The sequence below is a fragment of the Enterobacter sp. TMH.L2 genome, assembly GCF_050847315.1.
Classification (GTDB): Bacteria; Pseudomonadota; Gammaproteobacteria; order Enterobacterales; family Enterobacteriaceae; genus Cedecea.
The window spans coordinates 532,790-546,324 of the sequence record NZ_CP193791.1 but is presented as its reverse complement, the minus strand read 5'-3'; the positions used below and the strand labels follow the sequence as shown (position 1 = coordinate 546,324).

The 13,535-nt window shown below is 59.1% G+C and carries 10 protein-coding genes; 1 reads left to right on the top strand and 9 read right to left on the bottom strand.

Annotated features, from left to right (window positions below; all coding sequences use genetic code 11):
- Positions 1 to 2 precede the first annotated feature (2 nt).
- From iolE to ACREYP_RS02670, 9 genes are all read right to left on the bottom strand, one after another.
- Positions 3 to 893, bottom strand: coding sequence for a myo-inosose-2 dehydratase (iolE, locus tag ACREYP_RS02710; protein ID WP_008457033.1), 891 nt, complete (start codon positions 891 to 893; stop codon positions 3 to 5).
- A 10-nt stretch (positions 894 to 903) separates the two neighbouring features.
- Positions 904 to 2,817: a bifunctional 5-dehydro-2-deoxygluconokinase/5-dehydro-2-deoxyphosphogluconate aldolase gene (locus tag ACREYP_RS02705; RefSeq protein WP_336818889.1), complete on the bottom strand. Its 1,914-nt coding sequence runs from the start codon at positions 2,815 to 2,817 to the stop codon at positions 904 to 906.
- Positions 2,818 to 2,826: 9 nt separating this feature from the next.
- The gene (locus tag ACREYP_RS02700) at positions 2,827 to 3,960 is read right to left on the bottom strand and encodes a Gfo/Idh/MocA family protein (protein WP_336818888.1); all 1,134 of its coding nucleotides are present in this window, start codon (positions 3,958 to 3,960) and stop codon (positions 2,827 to 2,829) included.
- A gap of 87 nt (positions 3,961 to 4,047) precedes the next feature.
- Positions 4,048 to 5,076 carry an ABC transporter permease gene (locus ACREYP_RS02695; protein ID WP_008457026.1) on the bottom strand — a complete coding sequence of 343 codons (1,029 nt, stop codon included), beginning with the start codon at positions 5,074 to 5,076 and terminating at the stop codon, positions 4,048 to 4,050.
- Positions 5,077 to 5,087: 11 nt separating this feature from the next.
- A complete protein-coding gene (locus ACREYP_RS02690; RefSeq protein ID WP_498881090.1) occupies positions 5,088 to 6,635 on the bottom strand; it encodes a sugar ABC transporter ATP-binding protein in 1,548 nt (515 codons plus the stop codon).
- A gap of 51 nt (positions 6,636 to 6,686) precedes the next feature.
- A complete protein-coding gene (locus ACREYP_RS02685) occupies positions 6,687 to 7,616 on the bottom strand; it encodes a sugar ABC transporter substrate-binding protein (protein ID WP_008457022.1) in 930 nt (309 codons plus the stop codon).
- A 35-nt stretch (positions 7,617 to 7,651) separates the two neighbouring features.
- A complete protein-coding gene (iolG, locus tag ACREYP_RS02680; protein WP_336818886.1) occupies positions 7,652 to 8,638 on the bottom strand; it encodes an inositol 2-dehydrogenase in 987 nt (328 codons plus the stop codon).
- A gap of 318 nt (positions 8,639 to 8,956) precedes the next feature.
- Complete coding sequence (gene iolD, locus ACREYP_RS02675; protein WP_498881089.1) at positions 8,957 to 10,885, bottom strand: 3D-(3,5/4)-trihydroxycyclohexane-1,2-dione acylhydrolase (decyclizing); 1,929 nt, start codon at positions 10,883 to 10,885, stop codon at positions 8,957 to 8,959.
- A gap of 11 nt (positions 10,886 to 10,896) precedes the next feature.
- On the bottom strand, positions 10,897 to 12,402 hold the full coding sequence (locus tag ACREYP_RS02670; protein WP_008457016.1) for a CoA-acylating methylmalonate-semialdehyde dehydrogenase: 1,506 nt from the start codon (positions 12,400 to 12,402) through the stop codon (positions 10,897 to 10,899).
- 249 nt (positions 12,403 to 12,651) lie between these two features.
- On the opposite strand from ACREYP_RS02670, the gene ACREYP_RS02665 reads away from it, so the two are divergent.
- Positions 12,652 to 13,503, top strand: coding sequence for a MurR/RpiR family transcriptional regulator (locus ACREYP_RS02665; RefSeq protein ID WP_336818884.1), 852 nt, complete (start codon positions 12,652 to 12,654; stop codon positions 13,501 to 13,503).
- Positions 13,504 to 13,535: the final 32 nt, after the last annotated feature.

Here is a 13,535-nt window from a genome sequence, read left to right as displayed (position 1 = left end):
CCTTAAATCAGCCCGGCTTCGCGAGCAAAACGGCTCAAATTAGCGTAGCCCAGCCGCGCGTAGGTCATCGGGTGTGCCACCGCCGGATCCTGCTCAGCCTCAACTACCAGCCAGCCCTGATAGCCATGCTTTTTCAGCAGCGCCATGATCGGCGGGTAGTTCACGCAGCCGTCGCCCGGCACGGTAAATACGCCGCTCAGGACCGCATCCAGGAAGCTGGTTTTGCGGTTTTTCACGTCCGCCAGCACGCCAGCGCGCACATCTTTGCAATGCACGTGGTTAATGCGCGAGATCCAGCGCTCGGCCACCGCCAGCGGATCGGCCCCCGCAAAAGTCAGATGCCCGGTGTCCAGCAGCAGCCCGACTTCCGGCCCGGTGTGAACCATCAAATTATTCACGTCATCCGCGCTCTCAATCACCGTTCCCATATGGTGGTGATAGGCAATTTGCACGCCCTGCTGCTGGGTATAACGGGCGAACGCCGTAAGCTTTTCGCCGTACTCCTGCCAGCGTTCGGCAGGGAAACGGGGCCGTAAATGCACCGGAGTTTGCTGCTCCCCGTGAATGCAGTGGGTGACTTCGGCAAATACCAACACCTTCGCCCCCAGCTCGCGCAGCAGCGTCAGGTGCGGCTGCACGGCCTCAATTTCCTGCTCAACGGAGCGCTCAAGCAAACGGCCAGAATACCAGCCGGAGACCAGCTTCAAATCATGCTTATCGAGAATCGGCCCCAGCACGCCGGCCTCTCGCGGGAATTTATTCCCCAGTTCAAAACCTTCAAACCCGGCCTCTTTTCCTTCGCTCAGGCAGGTGTCCAGCGGCGTGTCGGCGCCCAAAGAAGGCAGATCGTCATTGGTCCAGGTCAGCGGGTTAATGCCTAAATGCACGGTCATAATGCTCTCCTTATTGTTTATGCTGGCCGCGCTCGCGCCACAGGGCGATCAGCCGCAGGTAATTGTCACGGATGCGCGCCACCAGCTGCGCATCGTCGATGTCGCGTTTTAACCAGGCCTGCGAAGCTTCGCCAAACAGCGTGCGCCCTACCGCAAAGCCTTTCACAATCGGGTAATTAGCGGCGGCATTGAAGCCATCACGCAGCACCTCTATCGGGGCATCCAGGCCGAGGATCACCACGCCGCGGCAGTGGGGATCGCGTTTACCCACCAGCTCGCTCAGGGCCGCCCAGCCAGCGTTGCTCAGCGGCGGCAGCTTCCACCAGTCCGGGTAGATACCGAGGTTGTAGAAGCGGGAAACGGCTCTGAGATAAAGCTCGTCGCTGCGCGGCATATTCGCCGGGAGGATAACTTCCAGCAGCAGCTCGTGGCCCGACTGGCAGCAGGCGCGGTACACTTCGGCAATCTTCTGCTCCTGCTCCAGACGCAGAGCGTGGGCATCTTCCGGGTGGAAAAAGACCAGGCACTTAACAATGTGTTCCTGCGGCCAGCTAATCAGCTGCGAACCGATGTTGCCGTGTTCCATTTCCAACGGGCGTGACCCTGGCAGCTCAATCGGGCGACCGATCCACCAGCCTTCACCGGTGATGGAATTCAGCGCGTCCTGGCCGAAGGTGCCGTCGCACAACAGCCCGGCTTTGCCCTCCAGCTCGGCACGCTGAGCGGCTTCGCGACTAGCCTGTAAAATCAATTGTTTAAGCATCGGGATACGGCGTAAATCCGCGCCGCTTTTCAGCGCCATCTCTTCCAGTTGGCTGCGGTGATCGAACGCCATCACGCAGAGTTCCGGCCACTGGCGTCGACGCGTGGTGACGCGGTGCAGGTGATTCAGGCGTGCGTCGAGATCCGGGCGAGGCACCTGATGTTCACGCGAAAGGTAATCATCCAGCTCAATTTTGCTTGGCATCGCCGGGGCGCAGCCATGGCGTGAAACCACCAGTGCACCGCAGGCATTGGCATAGCGGCAGGCCTGCTCCCAGCCTTCGTCATTGAGGTAGCCGCGCAGCAGGCCGGACATGAACGCGTCCCCCGCGCCCAGCACGTTAAGCACTTCCACGCGCACGCCGCTGACGTTTATTCCGCCATCCAGCGAGTCAGGAATCAGTCCGAGGAACACGGAACAACCTTGCGCTCCACGCTTACAGACCAGCGTCGCCTCGGTGTTCTGTCGCACTTTTTTCAGTGCCGCGAGCGTGTCGATTGACCCGCCGGCAATGTGGAATTCTTCTTCGGTGCCGACAATCACATCAAAAAGATGCAGAACCGTTTGCAGCTGGGTTGTGACCTGTTCGGCTTCAACAAAGCGCGTCTCGCCGTCGCCGAGGGAAGTCAGCCCCCACAGCACCGGGCGATAATCAATATCCAGCACGGTGCGAACATCGTTCCGGCGGGCATAGCTCAGCGCAGTCAGCACCGCCTCACGGGTACACGGGTTTGAGAGGTGCGTGCCGGTAATCGCCAGGCAGCGGGCAGAGGCAATGTACTCTTCGCTGAAATCGTCCGCCGTAATCGCCATATCCGCGCAGTTGTCGCGGTAAAAAATCAGCGGGAAAGTGTCGCGATCTTTGATGCCCAGCAGCACTAGCGCCGTCAGCCGCTCTTTGTCGGTAATTAAATGGCTGGTGTCGCAGCCGACCTGGCTAAGTTCTTCGCGCAGAAAGCGCCCCATGTGCTCGTCGCCAACGCGCGCCAGCATAGAAGATTTCAGCCCCTGGCGAGCGGTACCGTAGGCCACATTGCCGGAGGAGCCGCCAAGATAACGGGCGAAGCTGCTGGCATCTTCCAGCCGCGCACCAATCTGCTGGCTGTAGAGATCTACCGCGACCCGCCCCATGCAAATCAGATCCAACTGCTTTTCTTTCATGCTTCGTCCTCAGACAATGTCAGATACGTTGACCCAGCGCCCCTGCTGGTGTGACAGGGCGATAGCGTCGAGAATGCGCGACACCTTCCAGCCCTCTTCAAAGTCCGGCCACATCGGCTTATCAGTGGCAATGCCGTCGATCAGATCGCGTACTTCCACCGTTTTTTGATCGTTAAAGCCAATGCCGTGCCCCGCCCCCATACAGAACGAGCCGTAATCCGGGTGAGCCGGACCAACCAGCAGCGTGCGGAACCCCTGGCGGCCTTCGGGATCGCTTTGCAGATAAAGTTTCAGCTCCGCCATGCGTTCCTGGGTAAAGCTCAACGCCCCTTTCGTGCCGGTGATTGTCCAGGTCAGCCCCATTTTTCTACCGCTGGCGACACGTGATGTTTCGATCACGCCCTGGGCGCCGCCTTCAAAACGCACCATCGCGTGGGCCTGATCTTCGTTTTCCACGGCGATCATCTCGCTGCTGCCAGCGGAAGCCGGGCGCTCCGGCACCACGATTTTCAGGTCACCGCAGACTTCGTGGATATCGCCCACCAGGTACTGCGCCATATTGACGATGTGCGCCGCCAGATCCCCCAGCGCGCCAAGCCCGGCGGTTTCTTTGAAACAGTGCCAGTGGATCGGCGAAAGCGGATCGGCCATATAGTCTTCATTGTGGGTACCGTAGAAATGGATCACTTCCCCGATCTCACCGCGTGCAATGATCTGCTTTGCCAGCTGCGCCGTCGGGTTCTTCATGTAGTTGAAGCCGACCAATGTCTTCACTCCAGCCAAATCGGCAGCATCCACCATCAGGCGTGCGTCGCGGGCGTTAAGCGCCAGCGGCTTTTCTGAATAGACGTGCTTGCCGTGGCGAATAGCTTCCAGCGCCATCTCTTTATGCAGGTGGTTTGGGGAACAAATGTCCACCACGTCAATGTTCGGGTCCGCCACCAGTTCGCGCCAGTCGCCGGTGGAGCGATTAAACCCAAACGCCGCGGCGCGTTTTGCCGCCAGCTCCGACGTGACTTCCGCTACCATTTCACGCACCAGTTCGCCCTGCAGGTCAAAGACCGTCGGCGCCTGGGCGTAGGCGATGGCGTGGGCTTTGCCGATGTAGCCGGTGCCGATTAAACCAATTCTGACCTTTTTCATGTGTTGTTCCTGAAGTCGTGACCAGCCTTTGTACCCTCACCCCAGCCCTCTCCCTGAATGGGAGAGGGTTAGGATGAGGGGCAATCCCTACAGCGCGCCGCGCCGGTTCTTGGCGTAAGTATCAAACGCCACCGCCAGTACGATAATCAGCCCGGTAATGATCTGCTGGTAGTAGGCCGACACGTTCATCAGCACCAGGCCATTAATCAGGATCCCCATGATGATGGCGCCGATGATCGTGCCGCTGATCCGCCCGTAGCCGCCCATCAGCGATGTCCCGCCGATCACCACCGAGGCGATAACGCGCAGCTCGAAGGAGATCCCCGCTACCGCTTCAGCGCTGCCCAATCGGGCGCTGAGCACAAAGCCCGCCAGCCCGGCAAGACAGCCAATCACCACATACACGCTAACCAGCACGCGCCTCACGTTAACCCCGGCGAGGCGAGCCGCTTCCGGGTTGCCGCCGATGGCATACACAAAGCGCCCCCAGCGAGTTTTATGCAGCGCCAGATAGCCCAGAATCGAGACGATGGCGAAGATCCAGATAGGTATCGAGATGCCGAGCATTTCGCCGCGTCCCCACCAGCGGTAGCCGGCATCAAACCCGGCAATTGGCGCGCCGTCGTTGATCACCAGCGTCAGGCCGCGCCAGATAGTCATCCCGCCCAGCGTGACAATGAACGGCGGCAGACGCAGCCGAGTGACGCCCAGACCGTGCAGGAACCCAATCAGCGTGCCGAGCGCCAGGCAAATCCCCAACCCCAGCAGCCAGCTAAAGCCGCCCCAGGCGTTCGGATCGACAGTGGTAAAGTTATCCCCCTTGATCACGTAGGCTGCGGTCATCGCGCACACGGCCAGGATCGAACCCACCGACAGATCGATACCCGCCGTGAGAATGACAAAGGTCATGCCCACCGCGATGATCCCGTAGATAGAAACCTCGGTCAGGATGTTGAAAATATTACGTTCGGACAGGAAGTTGCTGTTCTGCGACTGGAAGAAGATCAGCAGCAGGAACATGAAGATCAGCACCCCGAAGCGCTCGAAGAAAGCGATCGGATCGAAGCGTGAGGCACTTTTTGCCGGCGTCTGGCTTTTGGTAATCATCTGCGTCATGGGCTCCCCCGTTATGCGGCGCTTAAGGCGCTATGGTTGATGGCCATCAGGGTCATCAGCCGTTCTTCGTTGGCTTCGTCGCCGTGCAGTTCGCCGGTCACTCGCCCTTCACTGAGGGTGATGATCCGATCCGACACCGCGAGAATTTCCGGCAGGTCGGAAGAGATCACGATCATCGCCACGCCTCGCTTAGCCATATCAAACAGCACCTGATGCACTTCAGATTTCGTGCCTACGTCAATGCCGCGAGTCGGCTCGTCGACGATCAACACCCTTGGATTCAGCGCCATACAGCGCGCCAGGATCACTTTTTGCTGGTTCCCGCCGGAGAGCTTGCGCACCTCCTGTTCGGCGTTAACCATTTTGATTTGCAGCGCCTGCCGGTAGGACTCAATCAGCGCATCTTCTTTACGCGGGCTAACGAAATAGCGCCAGCTCAGCAGGGACGAAAGGCTGGAGAGCGACAGGTTGTCGCGGATCGACAGGCCCAGCACCGCCCCTTCTTTTTTACGATCTTCCGGCACCAGCGCGATGCCCTGGTCCAGCGCGTGCATCGGGTTTTGAGGCCGGTAAGGTTTGCCGTCCAGCTCGAAGCTGCCGGTGGTGAATTTGTCTGCGCCAAACAGGCAGCGAGCAACCTCGGTCCGCCCGGCACCTACCAGTCCGGCGATGCCCAACACTTCTCCGGCGTGCACGTGGAAACTGATGTCTTTCAACGCAATGCCGTGTGGATCAAGCGGCGGCTTTTCACGGCTCAGCCCCTTCACCGCCAGGCGGATGGGCTTGTCTGCATGGTGCGTGAGGCTGGCATCGCGGCGGTTAAACACCACGTCTCGGCCGACCATCAGGCGAATAATTTGCTCCACGTTGGTGCCCGCCACGTCGCCGGAGCCGGTATAGCGGCCATCCTGAAACACGGTGAAACGGTCACAAAGCTGGAAGACTTCATGCAGGCGATGAGTCACATAAATAATGCTGACGCCACGGCCTTTCAGCTCGCGCACCACGCGGTGCAGGCTCTCAACTTCGCTGTCGCTCAGGGCAGCGGATGGCTCATCCATAATGATCAGCCGGGCGTTCAGCGTCAGCGCCCTGGCAATCTCCACCATTTGCTGCTGGGCAACGCTCAGGCGGGCCACGGCGGTCGTCGGCGCAACGTTGAGCTGCAAATAATCCAGAATGACCTGCGCTTCCTGGTTCACCGCTTTGCTGTCGACGATCAGGTTGCGGCGGCGCGGCTCGCGGCCAAGAAACATGTTTTCCGCCACCGTCATATTGGGCAGCAGGTTAAATTCTTGATAAATCGTGATAATGCCTTTGTTCTGGCGCGCTACCGGCGAGTCATCCGCAGAAAGCGTTTCACCGTTGAACCAGATCTCACCGCGCGTTTGCGGCTGCGCCCCGGCCAGCGCCTTCAGCAGCGTGGATTTTCCCGCGCCGTTTTCCCCCAGCAGGGCATGGATTTCCCCCTGCCCGACGCTGAGCTGCGCGCTGCTTAACGCCCAAACGCCGGAGAAACTCTTCGCCAGGTCGGTCACTTTCAGTAAAGGTTGCGACATCAGACTGCTCCTCTGTTGCGCCCGCCCGCAGGCGGACGGGCACGTTCAGATTTATTTGCCGGCTTCGCCGATACGCTCTGCTTGATCGAGGTTATCTTTGGTGATCATCGTGGGCGCGTAATCTGCCCCGGTAATCGCCTTCTTCTCGCGGATGTTGGCCACCAGCTGGCTCATCGCCGTTTTCACCGCAAAACCAGGGCGCTGATCGGCGGTTGCCGCCATCCAGCCATCGCGTACGCGGGCCAGCGCTTCCGGCACTGCGTCAAAGCCGGTCACCAGCACTTCACCCGGCTTCATGCCCTGGCCCTGCAGCGCTTCAATCGCGCCGAGCGCCATATCGTCGTTGGCGGAGAGGATCACCTGAGGCTTTTTCGGCAGAGACGGCAGAACGCTTTCAACGATGCGCATGCCTTCGGAACGCATCCAGTTCCCGGTCTGATCGGCGACGATCTTGTATTTATCGCCCCCGGCTTTCAGACCATCGCGGATCCCTTTAGTACGTTCGATATTGGAGGAGGAGCCAGGCTGCCCGGTCAGCAGCACGATGTCCGCGCCGTCAGGGAATTTGGCTTTCACAAAGTCCGCCACCGCCTGGCCGCCTTTATAGTTGTTGGCACCAAAGTGCGGCACCGGCTTATCGCTAACAACCGAGCGGTCGAGTGTCACCACCGGCAGCTTGGCATCCTGAATTTCCCCTACCGCGCTCGACACGGCGTTAACGTCGTTTGGCGAAACGATAAAGCCCTGAGCGCCACGGGTGATGGCGTTTTCCAGGTCCGCGACCTGCTTAGGAGAGCTGCCCTGGCTGTCGAGAACCTGCAGCTTGACGCCCATCTCTTTGGCGGCCTGCACGGCGGTGCGCTGCATATGCACTTCAAACGGCATCGCAAGGTTGGGGGTGCTAAAAACAATCTGTTCGTTTTCGGCCAGCGCCGGAGCCGTGGTCAGGGCGATGAGGGCGGCGAGGATCAGCTTTTTCATTGTTATCTCTCTTCTACGTGTAGGGTCTTCGGAGGTTACAAAGCAACTTCGCGCTGGCTACGCAGTGACTCCAGCGCCTTGTCGGCCAGGTACAGGGCGCGTTCACCGTCATCGCCGCTGCACTCGGGTTTGGCCTCGCCGCGCAGGACGGCAACAAAGTGCTGCCATTCGGCGGCGTAGGCATCTTTGTAGCGCTGGAGGAAGAAGTGTTCTGGCAACGCGCTGGTGTTCCCGCCGTCGCCAAAGAATTGAACCTGGTTTTCCAGGATATTGCCCGCTGTTAGCAGGCCCTTAGCGCCGTGCAGCTCCAGACGCTGGTCGTAGCCATAGGCCGAGCGGCGGCTGTTCACAATGGTCGCCAGCGCCCCGGAGGCATATTTCAGGACGATAAAAGCAGTGTCGATGTCGCCTGCCTCACCAATCGCCGGATCTACCAGATTGCTGCCCTGGGCATACACGGCCACCGGCTCTTCGCCCATGATGAAGCGAGCCATATCAAAGTCGTGAATGGTCATGTCGCGGAACATGCCGCCGGAGACACGCACATATTCAGCGGGCGGCGGCGACGGGTCGCGGGAGATAATCACCAGCGATTCCGGCGTGCCGATGCGCCCCTGTAGCGCTTCGTTTTTCAGCTTGCGGAACTGAGGGTCAAAGCGGCGGTTAAAGCCGATAAACAGCGGCACATTATGAGCTTTCACCACTTTCAGGCAGTCGCGCACGCGGGCCAGATCCAAATGCACCGGCTTTTCACAGAAGATCGCTTTGCCGTGTTTGGCGGCAAGCTCAATCAGGTCAGCGTGAGTGTCGGTCGCCGAGGCGATCAGCACCGCATGAACCTCCGGGTCGCTCATCGCCTCGGCAACGCTCTGCTGGCGCGCCTGGTATTTTTCGGCAATGCGCACGGCGTTTTCTGCATTAGGATCGACAACGGACCAGAGGGTGGAATGGGGATGGGCGGCAATATTGGCGGCGTGGATTTGGCCGATACGGCCCGCGCCCAGTAAAGCAATGTTAAACATGGCGGCTCCCGAAAGTGGTGTTGCAGTAGGGTCATGAGCCGGATCTTCCGGCTTTCACATGCAGCTGAATAACGACGCCTTAAATAAAACATTTATTTCATTTTAATGCAGAGTGAAAGTTTCATTTTTGCGCAGAGGTTAACATTTTGATAATTTATCGGCTGTATTTTGTTAGCAAAATCACAACGCCGAATGAATTAAAACCTGCACAGAGAAGGGATTTGAGAGGAAGAGCGCGCCCATGCTCCAGTACGAGAAGAGAATAAAGCAAAAATGAAATAAACATTCCGCCAGACAGTCCAGCGGAATGCTGAAGGGTTAGTACTGACGGGCGTTTTTGAGCTTAGCGGCGGTTTGTTCAGCGGCATCGGCCACCGTGCTCGAGCGAGCAACCTGAGCGTCTCCGGTGCGCCACCAGGCTTGGTAGTCGTGGGTCATAGTTTTAGGCAGCACTTTGATATCCAGCAGCGTTGGCCCAGGCTCATGCCGGGATGCCTCCAGCGCGGCAAGCAGCTCCGCCTCGCTATTGACCCGCCAGGCTTTGCAGCCGTAGCTTTCGGCATTTTGGGCAAAATCGACCTTCACCAGCGGGCCATCCAGCCTGCCGCTGTGTGGATTTCGATGGCGGTTTTCGGTACCAAAACTGCCCATGCCGTGGCCCATCTGCAGGTTATTGATGCAGCCGAACCCGGCATTATCGAACAGCAGAATGGTGATTTTTATCCCTTCCTGCACGGCGGTTTGCAGCTCGGAATGCAGCATCAGGTAAGAACCGTCCCCCACCATCGCATACACTGGCTGCTGCGGCTTCGCGAGCTTTGCCCCAACCGCCGCGGCAATCTCGTAGCCCATACACGAATAGCCGTATTCGAGGTGATAGCTGTCCGGCGTTTTTACCTGCCACAGGCGCTGTAAATCCCCCGGCAGCGAACCCGCCGCGCCCACCACGATAGCGTCGTCTTCAATATGCTGATTCACCAGGCCCAGCACGCGGGTTTGAGTCAATGACGTACCTAGCTCACGGCTGTATTCCTGCAACGTTTCGTCCAGATGGCCCGCCACTTCAGGGACTTCTCCCGCCTGCCATTGCCGAGTCCACAGCCGCTGGCACTCCTCGCGCCAGGCCGCTTGAGCGTTAGCAGCTTCGTTCTGCCAGGCGGCGTGATAGCCAGCCTGATGCAGCCCGGCAGTCAACTGCTCTAGCCCAATCCGGGCATCGGCCACCAGCGGCGTGGCGTCCAGCTTCAGGGCGTCGAATTCGGCTACGTTTAGCAGCAGGTACTCAGCCTCGGGTGAAAACAGCGATTTAGAGCCGGTGGTAAAGTCGGTCAGCCGGGTGCCTACGCCGATGATTAAATCCGCCTGCGGGGCCAGTAGGTTAGCCGCCAGGCCGCCCGTCACGCCGAGGCCTCCCAGATTAAGTGAGTGCTCGCTTACAAGCGCACCTTTTCCGGCCTGGGTTTCGGCAAACGGTAGCCCGAAGCGTTCCACAAAATCCTGAAAAACCTGATGCGCGCCGGAATAGCGAACCCCACCGCCGCAAATAACCAGTGGACGACGCTTGCTGGCAATGAGCTTTAGCGCGGCATGTAGCCGATTTTCATCCGGCGGACGCCGCTCGATATGGTGCACTCGCCGGGCAAAGAAGCTTTGCGGATAATCCCAGGCTTCACCCTGCACATCCTGCGGCAGGCAAATCGTTACCGCGCCGGTATCCGCAGGGTTAGTAAGCACTCGCATGGCGCTAATCATGGCGCTCATCAGCTGTTCCGGGCGGTTGATTCTGTCCCAGTAACGGGACACCGGCCGGAAGCAGTCGTTGGTGCTAATGCTCAGGTCATGAAACTGCTCGATTTGCTGGAGCACCGGGTCCGGCTGGCGGCTGGCGTAAATATCGCCGGGCAAGAGCAGAAGCGGAATACGGTTGGCGGTGGCCGTTGCGGCGGCAGTCACCATATTGGCTGCCCCCGGCCCCACGGATGAAGTCACGGCGTAAATACGCTGCCGCCGGTGTTGCTTAGCGAAGCCGGTGGCGATATGCGCCATGCCCTGTTCGTTACAGCCCTGATGCACCTTCAGGTGGCCGGGGTCCTCCTCCAGCGCCTGCCCAAGCCCGAGCACGTTGCCGTGCCCGAAAATGGTCATTACGCCTTCCACAAAGGGCGCTTCCTGCCCGTCGATTTCAACGTACTGCTGGTTTAAAAACCTGACCAGCGCCTGCGCCATGGTCATGCGGTGTGTGGTCATCTTTCCTCCCCTTAGCCCAGCGTCGGCATTGAGAATGCAGATCCTTGCTGATGGCTGGTTTCCGGCCAGCGAGCGGTGACGGTTTTCATCCGCGTATAGAAACGCACGCCGTCGCTGCCGTGCACGTTCAGCGGCCCGAAGATAGAACGCTTCCAGCCGCCAAAGCTGTGGAAAGCCATCGGCACCGGGATAGGCACGTTCACGCCGACCATGCCCACCAGAACTTCTTCGGTGAATCGCCTTGCGGTACCACCGTCACGGGTAAAAATCGCCGTGCCGTTGCCGTATTCGTGCTTGTTGATCAGTTCCAGCGCGCTGGCGTAATCCGGCACGCGCACCACGCTCAGTACCGGGCCGAAAATCTCTTCTTTATAAATGGTCATCTCAGGCGTGACATGGTCAAACAGCGTTGGGCCAACAAAATAGCCGCCTTCATGGCCTGCCAGCCTGAGGCCCCGACCGTCCACGCGCAGCGTCGCGCCCTGCTGCTCTCCGCTATCAATATAGCCCAGCACTTTGGCCCGGTGCGGTGCAGAAATGAGCGGCCCCATTTCGTTTTCCGGCTCCTGCCCAAGGCCCGGCCCCACACGCAGCGTAGCAAGCTGTTTTTCCAGCCCAGCACACAGCGCATCTGCGGTTTCATCCCCCACGGCAACCACCACCGAAAGCGCCATGCAGCGTTCCCCCGCGGCACCAAAAGCCGCCCCCATAATGGCGTTAGTTGCCATCTCCAGATCGGCATCCGGCATCAAAATACAGTGGTTTTTCGCCCCGCCCAGCGCCTGACAGCGCTTGCCGTGGGCAGAAGCGGTCTGGTAAATGTATTCGGCAATCGGCGTAGAGCCGACAAAGCTAACGGCCTGAATCCTTGGGTCGGTCAGCAATACGTCCACGGCTTCTTTATCGCCCTGCACCACGTTAAACACGCCGTCCGGCAGCCCGGCTTCCTTCAGCAACTGAGCCAGACGCAGCGACAGAGACGGATCTTTTTCCGACGGTTTGAGCACAAAGGTATTCCCGGTTGCCAGCGCGATAGGGAACATCCACATCGGCACCATTGCCGGGAAATTAAACGGCGTGATCCCCGCACAGACGCCAAGCGGCTGCATCAGAGAATGGCTGTCCACGCCCGTACCCACGTTAGCCGAATGCTCACCTTTTTGCAGATGCGGGATGCCGCAGGCGAATTCCACCACTTCAAGGCCGCGGGTCAGTTCGCCCACCGCGTCAGAATAAACCTTGCCGTGCTCTTCGCTGATGAGCTTCGCCAGGCCGTCCATGTGTTCCTCAAGCAGGCTTTTAAAGCGGAACATCACGCGGGCGCGCTTGAGCGGAGACTGGCGAGCCCAGCCTGGAAACGCCTGCTGGGCAGCGGCAATGGCCTGCTCCGTCTGCCTGGCCGTGCTCATGGCGACCTGGCGGATCTGCGCGCCGGTCGCCGGGTTAAAGATCGCCTGTACCCGCTGGCCTTCGCCCGCGACGCATTCACCGTGGATAAAATTCGCTACCGTCTCCATCTCTGGCCTCTTGCTGTTAGGGTTGTCTCCCGAACACTGTATATGAAACAAACATTCCATTTTAAGTTCAAATAAAATAAATGTTGATTATTGTGATCAACACTTCGTTTTTATGTTAACCCGCAGAATGAGGTGCAAAGACTGAGACGTCAGTGTCGTTTCAGCCCCCGCCAGTTTTGGTGCATCTGTTTCATTTTTGCCAGTACTACGCTTAAATACGTTTCAGCGAATACTTTTGAGGATGGCAAATTGACCACCGCGACAACCCTGAGCGAACTCCAGCAGCAGATCCGCGACCGCTACGACGGCCTGAGCAAAAGGCTGCAGCAGGTTTCCCGCTACGTGCTGGATAACACCAATAGCGTGGCATTTGATACCGTAGCCGCCATTGCCGAACGGGCGGAGGTGCCGCCCTCAACGCTTATCCGCTTTGCCAATGCCTTTGATTTCAGCGGGTTCAACGAAATGAAACAGCTGTTTCGCATGAATCTGGTGGAAGAGACGGCCAGCTATACCGATCGGGCGAGGCTGTTCCGTGAGCTGGGCAGCGAAGCCGTGCCGGAAACCCCGCTGGATATTTTGCAGGAGTTTGCCCGCTCAAATGCTCAGGCCCTGCAGCAGCTGGCCGCCCGTACCGAACCGGAAATGCTGCAGCGTGCCGTGGAATTGCTGGCCGAAGCAGACACGATCTACGTTGTCGGCCTGCGCCGCTCCTTTAGCGTGGCGGCTTATCTGACCTACGCTCTGAGCCATCTGGATTGCCGCGCCGTGCTGCTGGACGGGCTTGGCGGCATGCTGCGAGAGCAGGTTAACCGGGTGAAAGCGAAAGATATTGTGGTGTCGATAAGCTTCTCCCCGTATGCCGAAGAGACGCTGATGGTGAGTGAAATTGCCGCCCAGGCGGGCGCTCGCCAGATAGTGATCACGGACAGCCAAATTAGCCCATTCGCCACGTTTAGCGATCTCTGTTTTGTGGTGAAAGAGGCGCAGGTAGACGCCTTCCGCTCGCAGTCCGCCACGCTTTGCCTGGTGCAGTCGCTGATGGTGGCGCTCGCGTATTATCAGGGCACGCCCCACAGCGCGCTCTCGCCGGAGGCCTGATTTTCGGATTGCCGAATGTCTCCGCAGGGTTA

What these genes read in the sequence shown, in the direction of transcription:
- iolE (WP_008457033.1), bottom strand. Translation starts at nt 893, where the DNA reads ATGACCGTGCATTTAGGCATTAACCCGCTGACCTGGACCAATGACGAT.
- ACREYP_RS02705 (WP_336818889.1), bottom strand. Translation starts at nt 2,817, where the DNA reads ATGAAAGAAAAGCAGTTGGATCTGATTTGCATGGGGCGGGTCGCGGTA.
- ACREYP_RS02700 (WP_336818888.1), bottom strand. Translation starts at nt 3,960, where the DNA reads ATGAAAAAGGTCAGAATTGGTTTAATCGGCACCGGCTACATCGGCAAA.
- ACREYP_RS02695 (WP_008457026.1), bottom strand. Translation starts at nt 5,076, where the DNA reads ATGACGCAGATGATTACCAAAAGCCAGACGCCGGCAAAAAGTGCCTCA.
- ACREYP_RS02690 (WP_498881090.1), bottom strand. Translation starts at nt 6,635, where the DNA reads ATGTCGCAACCTTTACTGAAAGTGACCGACCTGGCGAAGAGTTTCTCC.
- ACREYP_RS02685 (WP_008457022.1), bottom strand. Translation starts at nt 7,616, where the DNA reads ATGAAAAAGCTGATCCTCGCCGCCCTCATCGCCCTGACCACGGCTCCG.
- iolG (WP_336818886.1), bottom strand. Translation starts at nt 8,638, where the DNA reads ATGTTTAACATTGCTTTACTGGGCGCGGGCCGTATCGGCCAAATCCAC.
- iolD (WP_498881089.1), bottom strand. Translation starts at nt 10,885, where the DNA reads ATGACCACACACCGCATGACCATGGCGCAGGCGCTGGTCAGGTTTTTA.
- ACREYP_RS02670 (WP_008457016.1), bottom strand. Translation starts at nt 12,402, where the DNA reads ATGGAGACGGTAGCGAATTTTATCCACGGTGAATGCGTCGCGGGCGAA.